This window comes from Streptosporangium sp. NPDC049078 (assembly GCF_040648855.1).
GTDB lineage: Bacteria > Actinomycetota > Actinomycetes > Streptosporangiales > Streptosporangiaceae > Streptosporangium.
Map to the genome: position 1 here is coordinate 143,160 of NZ_JBEZEL010000017.1, position 12,346 is coordinate 155,505.

12 protein-coding genes are annotated in these 12,346 nt (G+C 69.0%); 3 read left to right on the forward strand and 9 right to left on the reverse strand.

Annotation, left to right across the window (positions count from 1 at the left end; all coding sequences use genetic code 11):
• The 8 genes from AB0B90_RS28250 to AB0B90_RS28285 all read right to left on the reverse strand — a co-directional run bounded on the left by AB0B90_RS28250 (position 1) and on the right by AB0B90_RS28285 (position 8,835).
• On the reverse strand, positions 1–2,133 hold the full coding sequence (locus AB0B90_RS28250) for a hypothetical protein (protein ID WP_362925701.1): 2,133 nt from the start codon (positions 2,131–2,133) through the stop codon (positions 1–3).
• 96 nt (positions 2,134–2,229) lie between these two features.
• The gene (locus AB0B90_RS28255) at positions 2,230–3,054 is read right to left on the reverse strand and encodes an endonuclease/exonuclease/phosphatase family protein (RefSeq protein WP_350947193.1); all 825 of its coding nucleotides are present in this window, start codon (positions 3,052–3,054) and stop codon (positions 2,230–2,232) included.
• A complete protein-coding gene (locus AB0B90_RS28260) occupies positions 3,051–4,160 on the reverse strand; it encodes an aldo/keto reductase (RefSeq protein ID WP_350947192.1) in 1,110 nt (369 codons plus the stop codon). The genes AB0B90_RS28255 and AB0B90_RS28260 overlap by 4 nt, the downstream gene beginning before the upstream one ends.
• Positions 4,157–5,113 (reverse strand): GNAT family N-acetyltransferase, encoded by a 957-nt coding sequence (locus tag AB0B90_RS28265; RefSeq protein ID WP_350947191.1) that lies wholly within the window; start codon positions 5,111–5,113, stop codon positions 4,157–4,159. Before AB0B90_RS28265 ends, AB0B90_RS28260 begins: the two co-directional genes overlap by 4 nt.
• On the reverse strand, positions 5,110–5,925 hold the full coding sequence (locus AB0B90_RS28270; RefSeq protein WP_362925705.1) for a class I SAM-dependent methyltransferase: 816 nt from the start codon (positions 5,923–5,925) through the stop codon (positions 5,110–5,112). Before AB0B90_RS28270 ends, AB0B90_RS28265 begins: the two co-directional genes overlap by 4 nt.
• Positions 5,922–6,713, reverse strand: a complete 792-nt coding sequence (locus tag AB0B90_RS28275; protein ID WP_350947189.1) for a methyltransferase domain-containing protein — start codon at positions 6,711–6,713, stop codon at positions 5,922–5,924. The genes AB0B90_RS28270 and AB0B90_RS28275 overlap by 4 nt, the downstream gene beginning before the upstream one ends.
• Positions 6,710–7,348, reverse strand: coding sequence for a hypothetical protein (locus AB0B90_RS28280; RefSeq protein WP_350947188.1), 639 nt, complete (start codon positions 7,346–7,348; stop codon positions 6,710–6,712). The genes AB0B90_RS28275 and AB0B90_RS28280 overlap by 4 nt, the downstream gene beginning before the upstream one ends.
• Positions 7,345–8,835: a hypothetical protein gene (locus tag AB0B90_RS28285; protein ID WP_350947187.1), complete on the reverse strand. Its 1,491-nt coding sequence runs from the start codon at positions 8,833–8,835 to the stop codon at positions 7,345–7,347. The genes AB0B90_RS28280 and AB0B90_RS28285 overlap by 4 nt, the downstream gene beginning before the upstream one ends.
• 215 nt (positions 8,836–9,050) lie before the next feature.
• On the opposite strand from AB0B90_RS28285, the gene AB0B90_RS28290 reads away from it, so the two are divergent.
• Entirely contained in the window at positions 9,051–10,391 is a 1,341-nt protein-coding gene (locus AB0B90_RS28290; protein ID WP_362925706.1) for a hypothetical protein, read from the forward strand.
• A 117-nt stretch (positions 10,392–10,508) separates the two neighbouring features.
• Here AB0B90_RS28290 and AB0B90_RS28295 read toward each other — a convergent pair whose 3' ends face one another.
• Positions 10,509–10,937, reverse strand: coding sequence for a hypothetical protein (locus tag AB0B90_RS28295; protein WP_350947185.1), 429 nt, complete (start codon positions 10,935–10,937; stop codon positions 10,509–10,511).
• Between the two features lie 170 nt (positions 10,938–11,107).
• Between AB0B90_RS28295 and AB0B90_RS28300 the strand changes: the two genes are divergently transcribed.
• Complete coding sequence (locus AB0B90_RS28300; RefSeq protein WP_350947184.1) at positions 11,108–11,845, forward strand: helix-turn-helix transcriptional regulator; 738 nt, start codon at positions 11,108–11,110, stop codon at positions 11,843–11,845.
• Entirely contained in the window at positions 11,842–12,336 is a 495-nt protein-coding gene (locus tag AB0B90_RS28305; RefSeq protein ID WP_350947183.1) for an NUDIX domain-containing protein, read from the forward strand. The genes AB0B90_RS28300 and AB0B90_RS28305 overlap by 4 nt, the downstream gene beginning before the upstream one ends.
• The last annotated feature ends 10 nt before the right edge of the window (positions 12,337–12,346 follow it).

Genomic DNA, 12,346 nt, shown 5'->3' on the forward strand with positions numbered 1-12,346 from the left:
TCAGGTCCCACACGGATCAGCCGCGTTGATCAATGTCCAGCCTGTCGTGGCCGCCCACCGGCTGTGCTCGTGGACGAGCCGGTCGGCGGCCTGCGATGGCAACGCCGCGACGACTCCTGGCACGGTGGCGGCCATGCGGCTGCGCAGCACCTCGACCTGCTCGTCCAGCATCGCGTCCAGCCGGATGATGAGCTGCCTCAGCTGCACCGGGCCGGGATGCTCGTCGATGAGGTCGAGCATGCGGGTGAAGACGGCGTACGCGGCGTCCTTGATGACGACCCGGGCCGCACGAACCTCGCGGCGTGGCTCACCGTCCAGCACCTTCTCCAGGGACTTCAGCGTGTAGTCCAGCGCGAAGTTCCGGTCGACCCACAGCTGTGCCCGCTCGGAGCAGACGCCGATACGCGGGTCGGCGAAACGAGCGTCGATGCGGCCCATCGACGGGCGCACCGTCCCCGCCAGGCCTGCACTCTGAAGCATGCGAGTGTATGCGGCACCCACCAGCGGCTCCATCGACACCAGCATGTAGGAGATGCCGGTGTAGAACGGCCGACCGGCACTGTGCTCGGCGACGAACGACGGATTACGGACACCGTCGACGATCTCCTCAGCACTCAAGTGCGGCATCGGACGCAACAGCAGATCCGTCCGCCCCTGGAAGGCGTGCGTGGCGTGCAGCTCTTCCAGGCTCATCAGCTGATCGAAAGTGATGTACGTGAAGCGCGTCGGCACGCCGAGCGCCGACAAGGTGCGGATCGCGACCGCGTTCTGCTCGCCGGTGGTTTCCTTGTTGAATCTCCGCAGGATGGAGGTGACGCCGGACTCCACCCCGAACAGCATGCGGCGCAGCCCGTCGCGGACGAGAGCCCGCCACATCTCGGCCCGCTCGATGTGCCACTCCCGGTCGTGGCCGGGGTGGACGACCTGGTCGATGCGGCACGACGTCTCCCACTTGAAACCCGCTTTGGTGATCTCGGCGGCGACGGCTAGTGCCCGCGGAACGGCGTCGTCGCCGCGTCCGATGGCCTCCTCGTCCACCAGGTACAGGGTGCGGGAGAGGTCGGGGTGGCGGTCGAACTCCTCCTTCAGCGCCTCCAGCATCCACGGCAGCTGCTCAGGGGCGCCGCCCGCCCACATCCCTTTATGGCCGCGCGGGCAGAACGAGCACTGGCTGGTACAGCCGCGGGTCGTCTCCAACTGCATCACCCCCTGGTGGGCGAAGGTGTCCTGCAGCAGGTCCAGCTCGGGGAAGAAGTCGTCGGCGTCGCGGTTGGGCACCGCCGCGGTGCGGCGCCAGCCGACGGCCATCGCGCCGCCGCGCGCCGCGCCGACGTAGCCGATGCCGTGAACCTGGTCGCGCTCGAGGTCGCCGTGCCAGTGCGCGATGACGTCGCGGATGGTCGGCTCGCCGGCGGCGCGGGCAACGAGCAGCTCCGGATACTTCTCCAGCAGCAGCGCCTCGTTGCGGACGGTCAGGCTGCCGCCAGCCAGGATCAGCGGCACCTTGCCCTGGACGGCGTCCAGCAGGCGGATCATCAGATCGTGCTGGCCGAACGTCGCGCTGATGCCGAGGATGTCGGGCTGCTTGGTGCTGACCGCGTTGATGACGTCGTCCAGGGTGACGCTGAGCTGCATGTCCATCAGGTCGACCCGGCCTGACAGAGTGGAGCGGGCTGCCCGCGCCAGATCGGAGATCGCCAGCGGGAAGCGTGGCAACGGGAAATACTCCGGCCGGTACAGGGCGGCGAGCAGGATACGGGGCCGGGTCAGCCGGGTTACGGCGGCCGGGGCCAGGACGGCGTGGCTGATCCACGCGCCGGGGGTGTCCAGGTGCACGTGTTGGGTGGCCCAGTCGGGCCAGACGCGTGTTTCGTGCGGCTGCCCGGACAGGTCGGCCAGCAGCCACGCGCCGGGCCGGCCGGTGCTGACAGCGAGTAGGCGCCGCTCCAGCGTGCCGGTGAGCACGACGTTACGGCCGGGCAGGAGGCTGACGATGGTGTCGCGCAGCGCGTTGGGCTGGCTGCGGGGGATGTCGTGGATCGCCTGCTGCTGGGCGGGGGTCAGTGAGGTGAGCCTGAGCCGGCCGATGGCCTCCAGGAGCAGGCTGTGGCTGGCGCTGATGGTGGGGGGCATGCGAAGCCTCCGTACTGAGATACGTGGATGAGGGCATGACGAACCCGCCCTGTGGCGCCTCAGGGGGCGCTCAGGGCTGCGCGGTGAAAAAAGGGGTTAGGGCGTGCCGGTGGGCAGGGTGATGGTCGCGGTCATCGCCGCGTGGTCGCTGAGCCCCGAGGTGCGGGGCTCGTGCACGTAGCGGCAGTCGATGACCGCGCCGACCGGGGAGCAGAACAGGTGATCGAATCGGTAGCCTTCGCCGCTGCGGCGCCCGTACCAGGAGTAATCGTCCAGGTCGGGGTGGTGGCGGCGGAACGCGTCGCCGTATCCGGCGGCGGCGAACGCGTCGTAGAAGGTGTACTCCCAGTTGCCGAACACCGCGTGATGCGGCTTGTGGCCCCGCTCGACGACGTTGAGGTCTCCAGCGATGACGATCGGGCCGGTCACCGCGAGGTCGTCGGCCAGGGCGGGCAGCAGTTCCGTCACCGCGTCTTGAAACAGGCGTTTGTCGACGTTGCGGCGCTGCTGGGGACCGCGGGAGGGCACGTACAGGCCGACCACGCCGATGCTGGATCCGTCGTCGAGGTGGAGGCGGATGGCGGCGCACCGGTGCGGCAGATGGCCGGGACGAATCTGCGGGGCCGGTTCCTGTTTGCCGATGCGGGAGGCGACGACCGTCAGATAGTCCGCGCCGCCGTCGCCCAGATGCACGCTGAACCCGTGCTCGCCCAGCGCTTGAGTTATGGCGTGTGCTCCAGGCGTGACCTCCGTCAGCACGACGACGTCGGCGTCCTGGGCGGCGAGCCAGTCGGCTTGCCGCCGGGACCGGGCGGGGTTGGCGTGCTGCACGTTGAGCGTCAGGACGCGCACCTGGCCGGGGCGGGCATAGTGCTCTCCCGCCTGCAGGATGCTGAGCTGCTGGCGGTCGTCGCCGCTCATTGGCGTTCCCTCACCGTCTCGTCGGTGAAGACCTCCCCATGGGCGTCGAGGCGGGCCTGCACCTGCCCCATGATCGTGCGGGCTTGGTCGATCACCTCGGGGTGCGGGGGCGCGCCCAGCGCAGACAGGTTCATCGCCACCTGCTCCGCAGTGGTGAATCCGACAAGCACAGCCGCCTGATCATAGCGATCCAGGCACGCCCACAGGGCGATATGGATCAGGTCCTCGCGGCGCCACCCGACCAGGCCGCGCAGCTCGTTCAGCCCCTCGGCGATGACCTCGACCGCCGCAGGGGTGAACCACCGCTTGCGCGAGCGGTGGTCGCCGGGACCGATCAGCGGCATGGCCGCAGGGTCGTAGGCGCCGGTCAGCAGGCCCTGCGCCAGCGGTTTGTTGATCAGCACGCCGACCTTGTGCTTCTCGGCGAACGCGAAGATGCCCTCGGAGCGGGCCGCCGGGGACAGCAGGTGGTCGCGGACCGCGAGCAGGTCCGGGCGCACCGTGTCGAACACCGCCTGAAACCGGGCGATCTTGTCGCCGCGTTGGTCGGCGGCGACGGTGAGGCGGTCGCGGGCGAACCGGTGCGGACCTCGCATGCCGACTGCGTGGATCAGCCCTTCGCGCTGGAAGGAACGCATCGCCTCCACCGCAGGCTCCAGCCACCGGTCACCTTCACCGAAGTCGGAGTGGTGCAGGAAGTAGGCGTCGAGGTGGCCGGTGCGCAGGTTGTTCAGGGTCTGCTCCAGCTGGTGGCGCATGTGCCAGGGGTCGAAGCCGTGCGGTGCGGTGCCGGCGAAGTAGCCGACCTTGGACACCAGCACGATTTCCTCGCGCGGCACCTGCGCGACCAGGTCGCCGAGCAGGCGTTCAGAGCGGCCGTGCCCGTAGACGTCGGCAGTGTCGAACAGGCGGGCGCCCATCTGCCACGCGGTTTCCAGGCCGGCGGCGGCCACCTCCGGTGAGGTGCTGGTGGACCAGCCCATCGGCAGGCCGAGGTTTTCGGCCGGTCCGCCGATGCCCCAGCAGCCGATGCCGACAGCGGGCACGGTGATGCCGCACCGGCCGAGGGTGCGCTTCGGCAGAGACACAGGGACCGATGTCGTCACAGGAATTCTCCTTCGGTGTGCGGCACCAGTGGCGCCTGGTAGTAGCGGATCTCCTCCACCGTGGCCAGACCGGCCGCGCGCAGATCGGCCAGCAGCTCAGTGTGGGTGGTGGGGACGATGGCGCGGGCCACTTCGGCGTCATGGCGGGCGCCTGCGGCGAGCGCCGCAGCGATCAGCGGCCCGGCCAGGGCTGCCCGGTCGGCGCCAGGGTGGATCAGCACGTCGGCCAGCAGCGCCTCCGCCGGTTCTGCGGGGGCGGAGTGGATGAGCGGATAGACCAGGGCCGCGGCCTGCAGACCGGAGCCGTCGCCGTCGACGACGAGCAGGCCATCGGCGACGAATCGCTCGTCGCTGCTCCACCGCGGGTAGGTGTCTTGTGCGACGGCGAACCCGTGACCGGGGTGAACCGTGTGGTAGAGGCGGCCCAGTGCTGCGGCGTCGCCAGGACCCGCCGGCCGCACCAGCGTGTGGTCTTCATCCAGCGTGGCGAGGTCGCCAGCGATGGGGGCTTTCAGCAGCGCCGCAGTGGAGTGTGGGCACCACCCGGCGCGAGTGTAGAACGTGCAGCCGTGCTCGCGGGTCGCGGGGATCTCCGCGGTGAGCACGACCATCCCCTGGGGGAGGGAATCGGCGGCGTACTTCAGCAGTAGGGTGCCCAGCCCTTGCCGTTGCCATTCGGGGGCGACGGCGGGCCCCCACAGCCTGGCCGGTGCGCCTGGCGCGGCGGGGTGGCGCAGCGCCGCCGCCCCGGCCAGGCCGCCGGTGGCTGAGCGCGCCACGACCATGATCGTGGGGAAGGCGCCTCCCGGGGGGTGCAGCCGCGACCGCACCAGTGCAGCGGTCACCGGCCGCTGATCGGGCCAGCCTCGCATGGCGGCGTAGCCGAGGGCGGCGAGTTCCTCATCGAGGGCCGTTCCCGGCCGGTAGACGGAGATGCTGATCGGCAGTGTCACAGCCGACTCCTTGGGTGGGTGGCGGCCACGCCGACACATATGCTGCCTCGCCCGGCCCAGAACGCCGGGTGCAGGGCCAACGCGAGTGTCGGTGCAGCCGCATGGGTGGACAGGAGCACTTGGGCGAATTCGGTGTAGAAGGTGTCGCGCAGCTGGGTGGAGGTGGTGAACGGGGCGGGCCGCGATGAGCCGCGCAGTCGTTGCCGGGCCAGCCGTAGCCGTTCGCCCGGCGGGCCGGGCCATCCGGCGGCGGTGGCCAGCGCCTGAACGGCGCGGCCGGGCAGGTCGTATTCCAGCCGTCCTGCGGGGCCGGCGATGCGGGTGGTGTACAGCAGCATGCCGTCGTCGGTCAGCAGGTTGGCCAAGCGGGCGAGCGCCGTGTCCCAGTCGTCCGGGGTGGGCAGCAGGGACAACAACCCATCCGTGATGATCATGTCGAAGGGGCCGGACACGTTGGCCAGTTCCGGCGCCTTCGCCCACATGGTCGTCACGTTCCGGCCGCACCAATCGGCCCAGGCGTTGACGAGCGTCAGCGGCGTCCGGCAGATGTCGGTCACCACGATCCGCGCGTCGGGGAGCAGTTCGGTGAGCAGGCGCGGCATGGTCTCATCGGAGGAGCCGCACACCAACGCCCGTTTCGGCCTCCGGCCGGTGAGGGCCTTGCGGTAGAAGTCCTCGTGCCAGCGGGGGTTGCCTTTCAGCCCGGCCTGCCGGAAGAGCCGCCACGTGGAGTGGTAGCCGAAGCAGCCCCGGGTGCAGTGCCCGCGGGCGGCCGTCCACACGTCGCCGAAGGTCAGCGGAGCCGCCGTCATGGAGTGTCCTGCGGGGTTGCCTGCGCGATGAAGTGCAGCAGGCGGGCGATGCGCCGGTAGGGGTCGCGGCGTCCAGCTTCCCATTCGGCGTCAAGGAGCGTGTCGAAGCTGTCGCCGACCGGGATGTCGCCCAGGTGGTCGGTGAAGGCCCGCACCCCGTACCAGGCCGCGGTGGAGGCTCCGGCGCTCGCCAGCATCGCGTCGATGTCGGCGGCGGTATGCGCCCGGCTGGTCACTCCGAGGTTGCCTGTCTCGGCGTGGGCGTTCATCACCGCCAGCGCGTCAGCCCATCGTCCTTCCAGGCCCGGTCGCATGGCCAGCGCGTCACGGTTCTTCATCAGTAGCGACACCAGGCCGCCGGGCCGGGCCGCTGCCACCAGGTCGGCCACGAACGGCTCAGGGGTCTCGACGTACATCAGCACGCCGTGGCACAGCACCAGGTCGTAGCCGCCGTCGACCAGGTCCGCCGCTTCGTGGCCGCTGCCTTCCACCAGCCGGACGCGCTGCCGCACCTGAGCGGATTCGCCCTCCAGTCGTTGCCGGGCTTGGGCGAGCATCGCCGGGTCGGGGTCGAGCACCGTCACCTGGTGGCCGATGCGGGCGAGCTGGGCGGCCTGGTGGCCATCCCCGCCGCCGACGTCCAGGACCTGCTGCGAGCCGGCGGGCAGGTGGGTGCGCAGGGCGCGGGCGACCAGTGCGTGCCGTACCGCGCCGCGCAGCGTAGCCATGTGCCGCGCGTACCCGGCCGACAGGTCCTCGCCGGACGTCGAAAACCAGCTGTTGGTCAACGTGTCTCCTTGGGTGACAGTAGGGATGTGAACAACGACGGGTGCTCCAGCACCAGCCGGATCGACAGGTAGCGGGTCTGCAGGAGCTGCCGCAGCGCACGAACCGCCGGGGTGTCGGGCAGGGTGCCGGCGCGGACGGCGCCGCGCAGGGCCAGCAGTTTCGGCAGCCACTCCTCGACCGTGGTGAGGCTGACCGGGTCACGGCCGAGCCAGGCACGAAACCGGTCGGCGGTCATGACTTCCCACACCACCGCGTCCCGCCATGTCTCGTCGGGGCCTTCGACAGTGGTCAGGTGCGGCAACCTGCACAGCCCTGAGCGTGGCAGGGGCGGCGGCAGGGGACTGGTCACGCACGCCCCGTGCAGGCCGCGGCGACGCCGTACCTCGTGCAGATGCTCGCCGAACGCCATGGCCAGGCCCGCCTGCGCCAAGGCGGCGCCGGCGGGGACGACCGTCACGGCGTCGAGCCAGGAGCGGCGGGCGACGGTCAGCGCCACCCGTACTGCATCAGCCGGGTCGGGGATGGCGTACCAGACGCGGCGCCGGTCCGTGCTGCTGGTGACCAGGCCCGGCTCGAACATCGCTCCTGCGTCAGCGGCGGTGAAGTAGCGCTCCCCCTGCTCGGTGGTCCTCATGTGAGCTTCGGACCGAACCGCGAGTAGTAGCGCTCCAGCAGGCCGCACGACTCCAGCACCCGGTCGGAGGCGGCGACGTTGTGCCCCGCAGTGAAGCCGTGGCCGGGGGTGGCGAGGGTGGCCGCCCCCACCAGAAGGCTGGCGAGGATCAGGTCGGAGTAGGCGTTCGGCAGCGACTCGGCGTGGTGGAAGTTCACCGGGTATCCGTCACCGACGATCGTCGCGCAGGCTCCGGAAGTCAGGCGCATGCGGATGCCCAGCACGCCGACGTCGCTGATCTCTACGGCTTCCTCGGCGAGCTCGGCGATCGCGAACTCCCGGTCCCTGGAAGTCGTCGCCACCAGGTAGCAGTCACCGCCGATGGCGGCGGCGTGCTCACCGCGCACACTGGTGCGGCCGGTACTGCCGACGATCAGCTTCGGCCGGTGCTCGCGCAGCAGCGTGCTCAGGCAGCGGCCGGTGACGAAGCCCTGCTCGTGGGCGGCGATGAGGCGCACCAGCTGCCGGTCGTGGACGGCGACCCGCATCCGCCGCGACCGCAGCACCTGAGCAATCTGCTCGCCGATGCGCCCATGCCCGATGACCAGCGCGGGCTGTCCCTCAAGCTTCTCCTCGGGCAGCAACCGCAAGGCGTTGCGGATCGCCGCGTCGGCGACGCCGTAGGACTCCACCGTGGCCTTCATCCTGGACTGGGCGACGGAGAAGATCGGCAGCGGCAGCTGCCGCCACGGCTCCAGCCGCGTGATGCCGGAGATTGTCTGCTCGACCAGGCCGGTGGTGAAGTGCGGCAGCAGGTCGGGGCGGTGCTTCAGCAGCACAGGCAGCGTGTAGCCGCCGTCGTCGACCAGCAGCCCCTGGCGGCCGAGGAGGGTGGCGCGCTGGGCGTGGTCGTCCAACGCGTCCGCGGCCCGCATCCATGGCCACACCGCGATGCCCTGCCAGGTCAGGTGGGCGTCCACCCGGGCGGTGTGCCGGTACGGATAGCCCTTGTCCAAGACGGTGATGGCCTCCGGCGCAACCCCCATCGCCTGCACCGCCTCCACCAGCACGAGGAAGTCGCGCATGTGATGCACCGTCAGGACCGGCGCCACCTGCGCCAGACATCCCGGAGGCGCGAACAGCGGCAGCTCAGCCGTGAGCGGCATCTGGTCGCGTAGCGCGCTCATCTCAGTCGCGGTGAACGGCACTCGCCGTACAGCGGCCAGGATGTCCCTCACCTGGTCGGGCAGCAGGCCGGTTGTCTCCTCCAGCACCATCGTCACGACGAGCGTGCCAGCCGCGGCGGCTTTCGGCTGCACCGGCGCACCGGCCAGCAGCCGCACGCGTCCCCCGGCGCCGACCTGTAGCCGCCGATCCAGCCGGTCGCCCGTCGCTTCGCTGACGTCGGCGACCTTGCCGATCGCCTCGGTGATCGCTGCGAAGACCATCGGCGTGTCCGCCGGATCGCCTTGGAGCTCGATGGACTCGGCGCGCGCCAGCGGGATCATGAGCGCCTGCCGACGGCTACCACGAACGCAAGGATGATCATGCGGGGCTCCTTCCCGGAAAAGCGCGGGGAGCAGGTAACAACCACACCGGATGCTCCTGTTGCGCTTCGCACTTACCTGGTTACATTCTGATCTCAGACAAGCGGGTGTCCGGGGCGCGCGACAGGGCCTCGCCGTAGTCTCGTTGTAATCCCCCTCCCTTCAAGGGACACGATGTGAGCAGCGATCAGCCTCTGATTCGCCACCCTCTGACCTATCTGCGGGAGTGCCGAGGGTGGACTCTCTCCGACGTCGCCGAATTGGTGCGGCGCCGGTCAGGCCTGAACATGGCCACCCACCGCCAGAAGGTCTACAGGTGGGAGCACTACCAGGTCGTGCCTGAGCTCGCCGCGCAACTCGCCATCGCCGCAGAGGTGGGGGTTGACGCCCAGACGGTGTTGAATCTTGGGTGGCCGTCGTGGTTGCTGACGGTTGACGGGACCGAGCCGCTGGACCAGGCGTGGATACCTGAGACGGCGAAACAAATCATGGTGGGGTGCATGGGTGCGGACACCGACCGGCGAGGATTCCTCCTGCTGTCGGGGAAAGAAACTGCCGAACTGGCAGACGCCTGGGCCGCTGTACCCACAGAGAAGATCATTGACGCCAGTGGCGGCGGCACCGTGGATACCGAGGTGGCAACCTGGGTCGAGAATCGTATCCACCAGCTGTGGCACCTGGATGACCTCGTCGGCGGTGACTATTGCCTGCACCTCGCCCAGGCCGATCTACGGCTGATAGCCCGGCTGTTGCAGGGTGGCCGCTACCGTTCAGAGATCAAGCGGCGCCTCTATGGTGCGGCCGGGGAGCTGCTGCGCTTCGCCGGCTGGTGCGCGTTCGACGGCGACCGGCACGCCGCCGCGGCACGGTACTGGCACGCCGGGCTGCGTACCTCCGCCGCTGGGGGCGATACCCTGACCGGCGCCTACATTCTGTCGCTCATGGCTATGCAGCACACCTATGCCGGAGACGGTCGGGCGGCGATCAACCTGTTGCACACCGCCCGCGAACGCATCGGCCCCGGAGCGCCCCGCACGGTGCATGCCATGCTCGACGCGTGGCAGGTCCGCGCCCACGCAGTCGTAGGCGAGTCCCGCCAAGCCGTCGAGGTGCTGTTCCGCGCCGATGACCACTGGGGCCACCGCGACCCGGACGAGGATCCGCCGTGGATTTACTGGATGCGTCAGCCTTCCCACACGATCGAGGTCGGCGCGGGCTTCGTACAGCTCGGTCGTCCGGATATCGCGGTGCGCCTCCTGGAGGAGGGCATGGCCTGTCGAGGCATCGACTACACCCGTGACACCGTGCTCGGCCTGACCGCCATCGCCGACGCACAGCTCGACCAGGACGACCTCGACGGCGCCCTCGACACGGCGCGGCGCGCCGTCGAACTCGTCACCGACGTCGATTCCAGCCGTGTCGCCGACCAGCTCAACGCCTTCGCCCTGCGACTTCCCGCCGGAGAGGCCCATGCCGAGGAGTTCCGCACCTGCCTGGACGCGTTGTCGCGTAACTAAGGAGTTACCGAATCCAACCTGCGGACCACCGTCCGAGGGCGGACACAACACTGCACCTCGTGGTCGCCGTACCTTCTCTTCGCTGCACCCCAGGCCTGTTCTCGGTCGCACAGGTACTCAGATGGTGGTGGCCTCGCCGTCAAGGCTCAGGACGTACGCAATCCGGTCGGCTGCCGCGTCGATGTCGGTCGCGTCGGCGAGACGCTCCATTTCGTCGGACCTGCCTGAGGCAGCAAGACGATCGCCCTGCCACCACCAGTACCAGGCCAAGCGAACCGGCCCACCTTCGAACTGTGGCGCCTGGCGGTCCTTCACCAGAACGACCAGCTGAGACAGTCCGGCGAAAAACGCTCGGGCCAACGCCTGATCTTCGAGTCCGGTGGCTTCGCTGTAATCGGGTGGCCGGGAGAAACGCAGAATCGCGGTGGCGACCCGCTTAACGGTCAGACCGCGCTTCTGAGCAGCTTCAACAAGCTGTTCGACCAGCGCTGCAGGAGTGGGAGGATCCTGTGGGATATCGGCATCTTGCGACTGTGGAGATGTCATGTGTCGGCTTCCATGGATGATGGGTCGGCTGTGCACAGGAAGGCCATTCCTCACTGTTCCCTCAGCGTGACGGTGGGTGACCGGACAGCGCATCGACACTGCGAGACATCTACCGACAACTACTTCCCGAGAACACGTCGGAAGTTGTCGAAAGATGGCAACATGGCAATGTGGTCAACGAACGCCTTCGCCGAGCGCTTCACCGCGCGGGACACGACATCGCGAGCCTCGCCGAGGCCGCTGACGTATCAACCAAAACCGTCGAACGCTGGCTGAGCGGCGAGTCTGTGCCGTACCCGAAGACGCGTTACCGCGTGGCCGCGATTCTTCGAGAAGAGGAAAGTTATCTCTGGCCCGACGCGGTCAACGGTGCCTCGTTGGCCGGTGCCGAACTTGTGGCCACTTATCCCCGGCGCAGCGATGTCCCCCGCCACCTGTGGACCGAACTACTGCGCGGCGCCGATCGCACGATCGACCTGCTCGCGTACGCGGGTCTGTTCCTCACCGAGGAACACCCCGACTGGATGCCCACCCTCATCGCCAAGGCGAACGCGGGTGCCCGCGTAAGGCTGCTCCTGGGAGATGCCAGGGGCAGACAACTCGGTTACCGCGACGCCGAGCACCGTATCGGAGGCGGCGTCGCCGGGCGGGTCGCGGCGGTGATGGCCCACTACACGCAGAACATGCCTCCCTCGGTGGAGATCCGTCTGCACGACACCCCGCTGTACAACTCGATCTACAGATTCGACGACGAGATGCTGATCAACGTGCACGTCTACGGGATTCTGGCGGCGTACACACCGACGCTGCACATTCGCCGTATCGACGGCGCTTACTACAACACATATCTGGAGTCCTACGAGCGGGTATGGGCGGGTGCGCGGCCCGTTGAGGAGAGTGACCTGTGAGCAAGCGCAGCCGCAGGATCGACCACTGGCAGGACCCTGACGCTCCCAAGCCGACCAGCCGCAAGCCGTCCGCGAGCGTGTTCGTCCGAAACGACGAAGGCGCCGTGCTGTTGCTAAAGCGCACCGACAACGATCTGTGGACCATCCCCACGGGCGGCCTCAAGAAAGGTGAGACCGTCGCGCAGTGCGCCATCCGCGAGTGCGAGGAGGAGACCGGTCTGAAAGTCGAGATCACCGGTCTCGTCGGCGTCTTCTCCTCTCCGGACCACGTGATCGTTTACATGCATGGGGACAGGGTCGACGAGGTGCGGCAACCGGTCAATGTCTGCCTGCGGGCTCGCGTGGTTGGGGGCACGATGGAGCCAGACCCCCGCGAGGCGCGGGAGGTGCGCTGGGTGGCCCCCGCCGACCTGGGGGACCATCCCGTCCATCCTGCCCTACGGCGCCGCATCGAGATCGGACTGAGCGACCAAGCGCCGTTCGTGGAGTAGAAAACCGGGA

What these genes read in the sequence shown, in the direction of transcription:
- AB0B90_RS28295 (WP_350947185.1), bottom strand. Translation starts at nt 10,937, where the DNA reads ATGACATCTCCACAGTCGCAAGATGCCGATATCCCACAGGATCCTCCC.
- AB0B90_RS28285 (WP_350947187.1), bottom strand. Translation starts at nt 8,835, where the DNA reads ATGATCCCGCTGGCGCGCGCCGAGTCCATCGAGCTCCAAGGCGATCCG.
- AB0B90_RS28270 (WP_362925705.1), bottom strand. Translation starts at nt 5,925, where the DNA reads ATGACGGCGGCTCCGCTGACCTTCGGCGACGTGTGGACGGCCGCCCGC.
- AB0B90_RS28280 (WP_350947188.1), bottom strand. Translation starts at nt 7,348, where the DNA reads ATGAGGACCACCGAGCAGGGGGAGCGCTACTTCACCGCCGCTGACGCA.
- AB0B90_RS28250 (WP_362925701.1), bottom strand. Translation starts at nt 2,133, where the DNA reads ATGCCCCCCACCATCAGCGCCAGCCACAGCCTGCTCCTGGAGGCCATC.
- AB0B90_RS28255 (WP_350947193.1), bottom strand. Translation starts at nt 3,054, where the DNA reads ATGAGCGGCGACGACCGCCAGCAGCTCAGCATCCTGCAGGCGGGAGAG.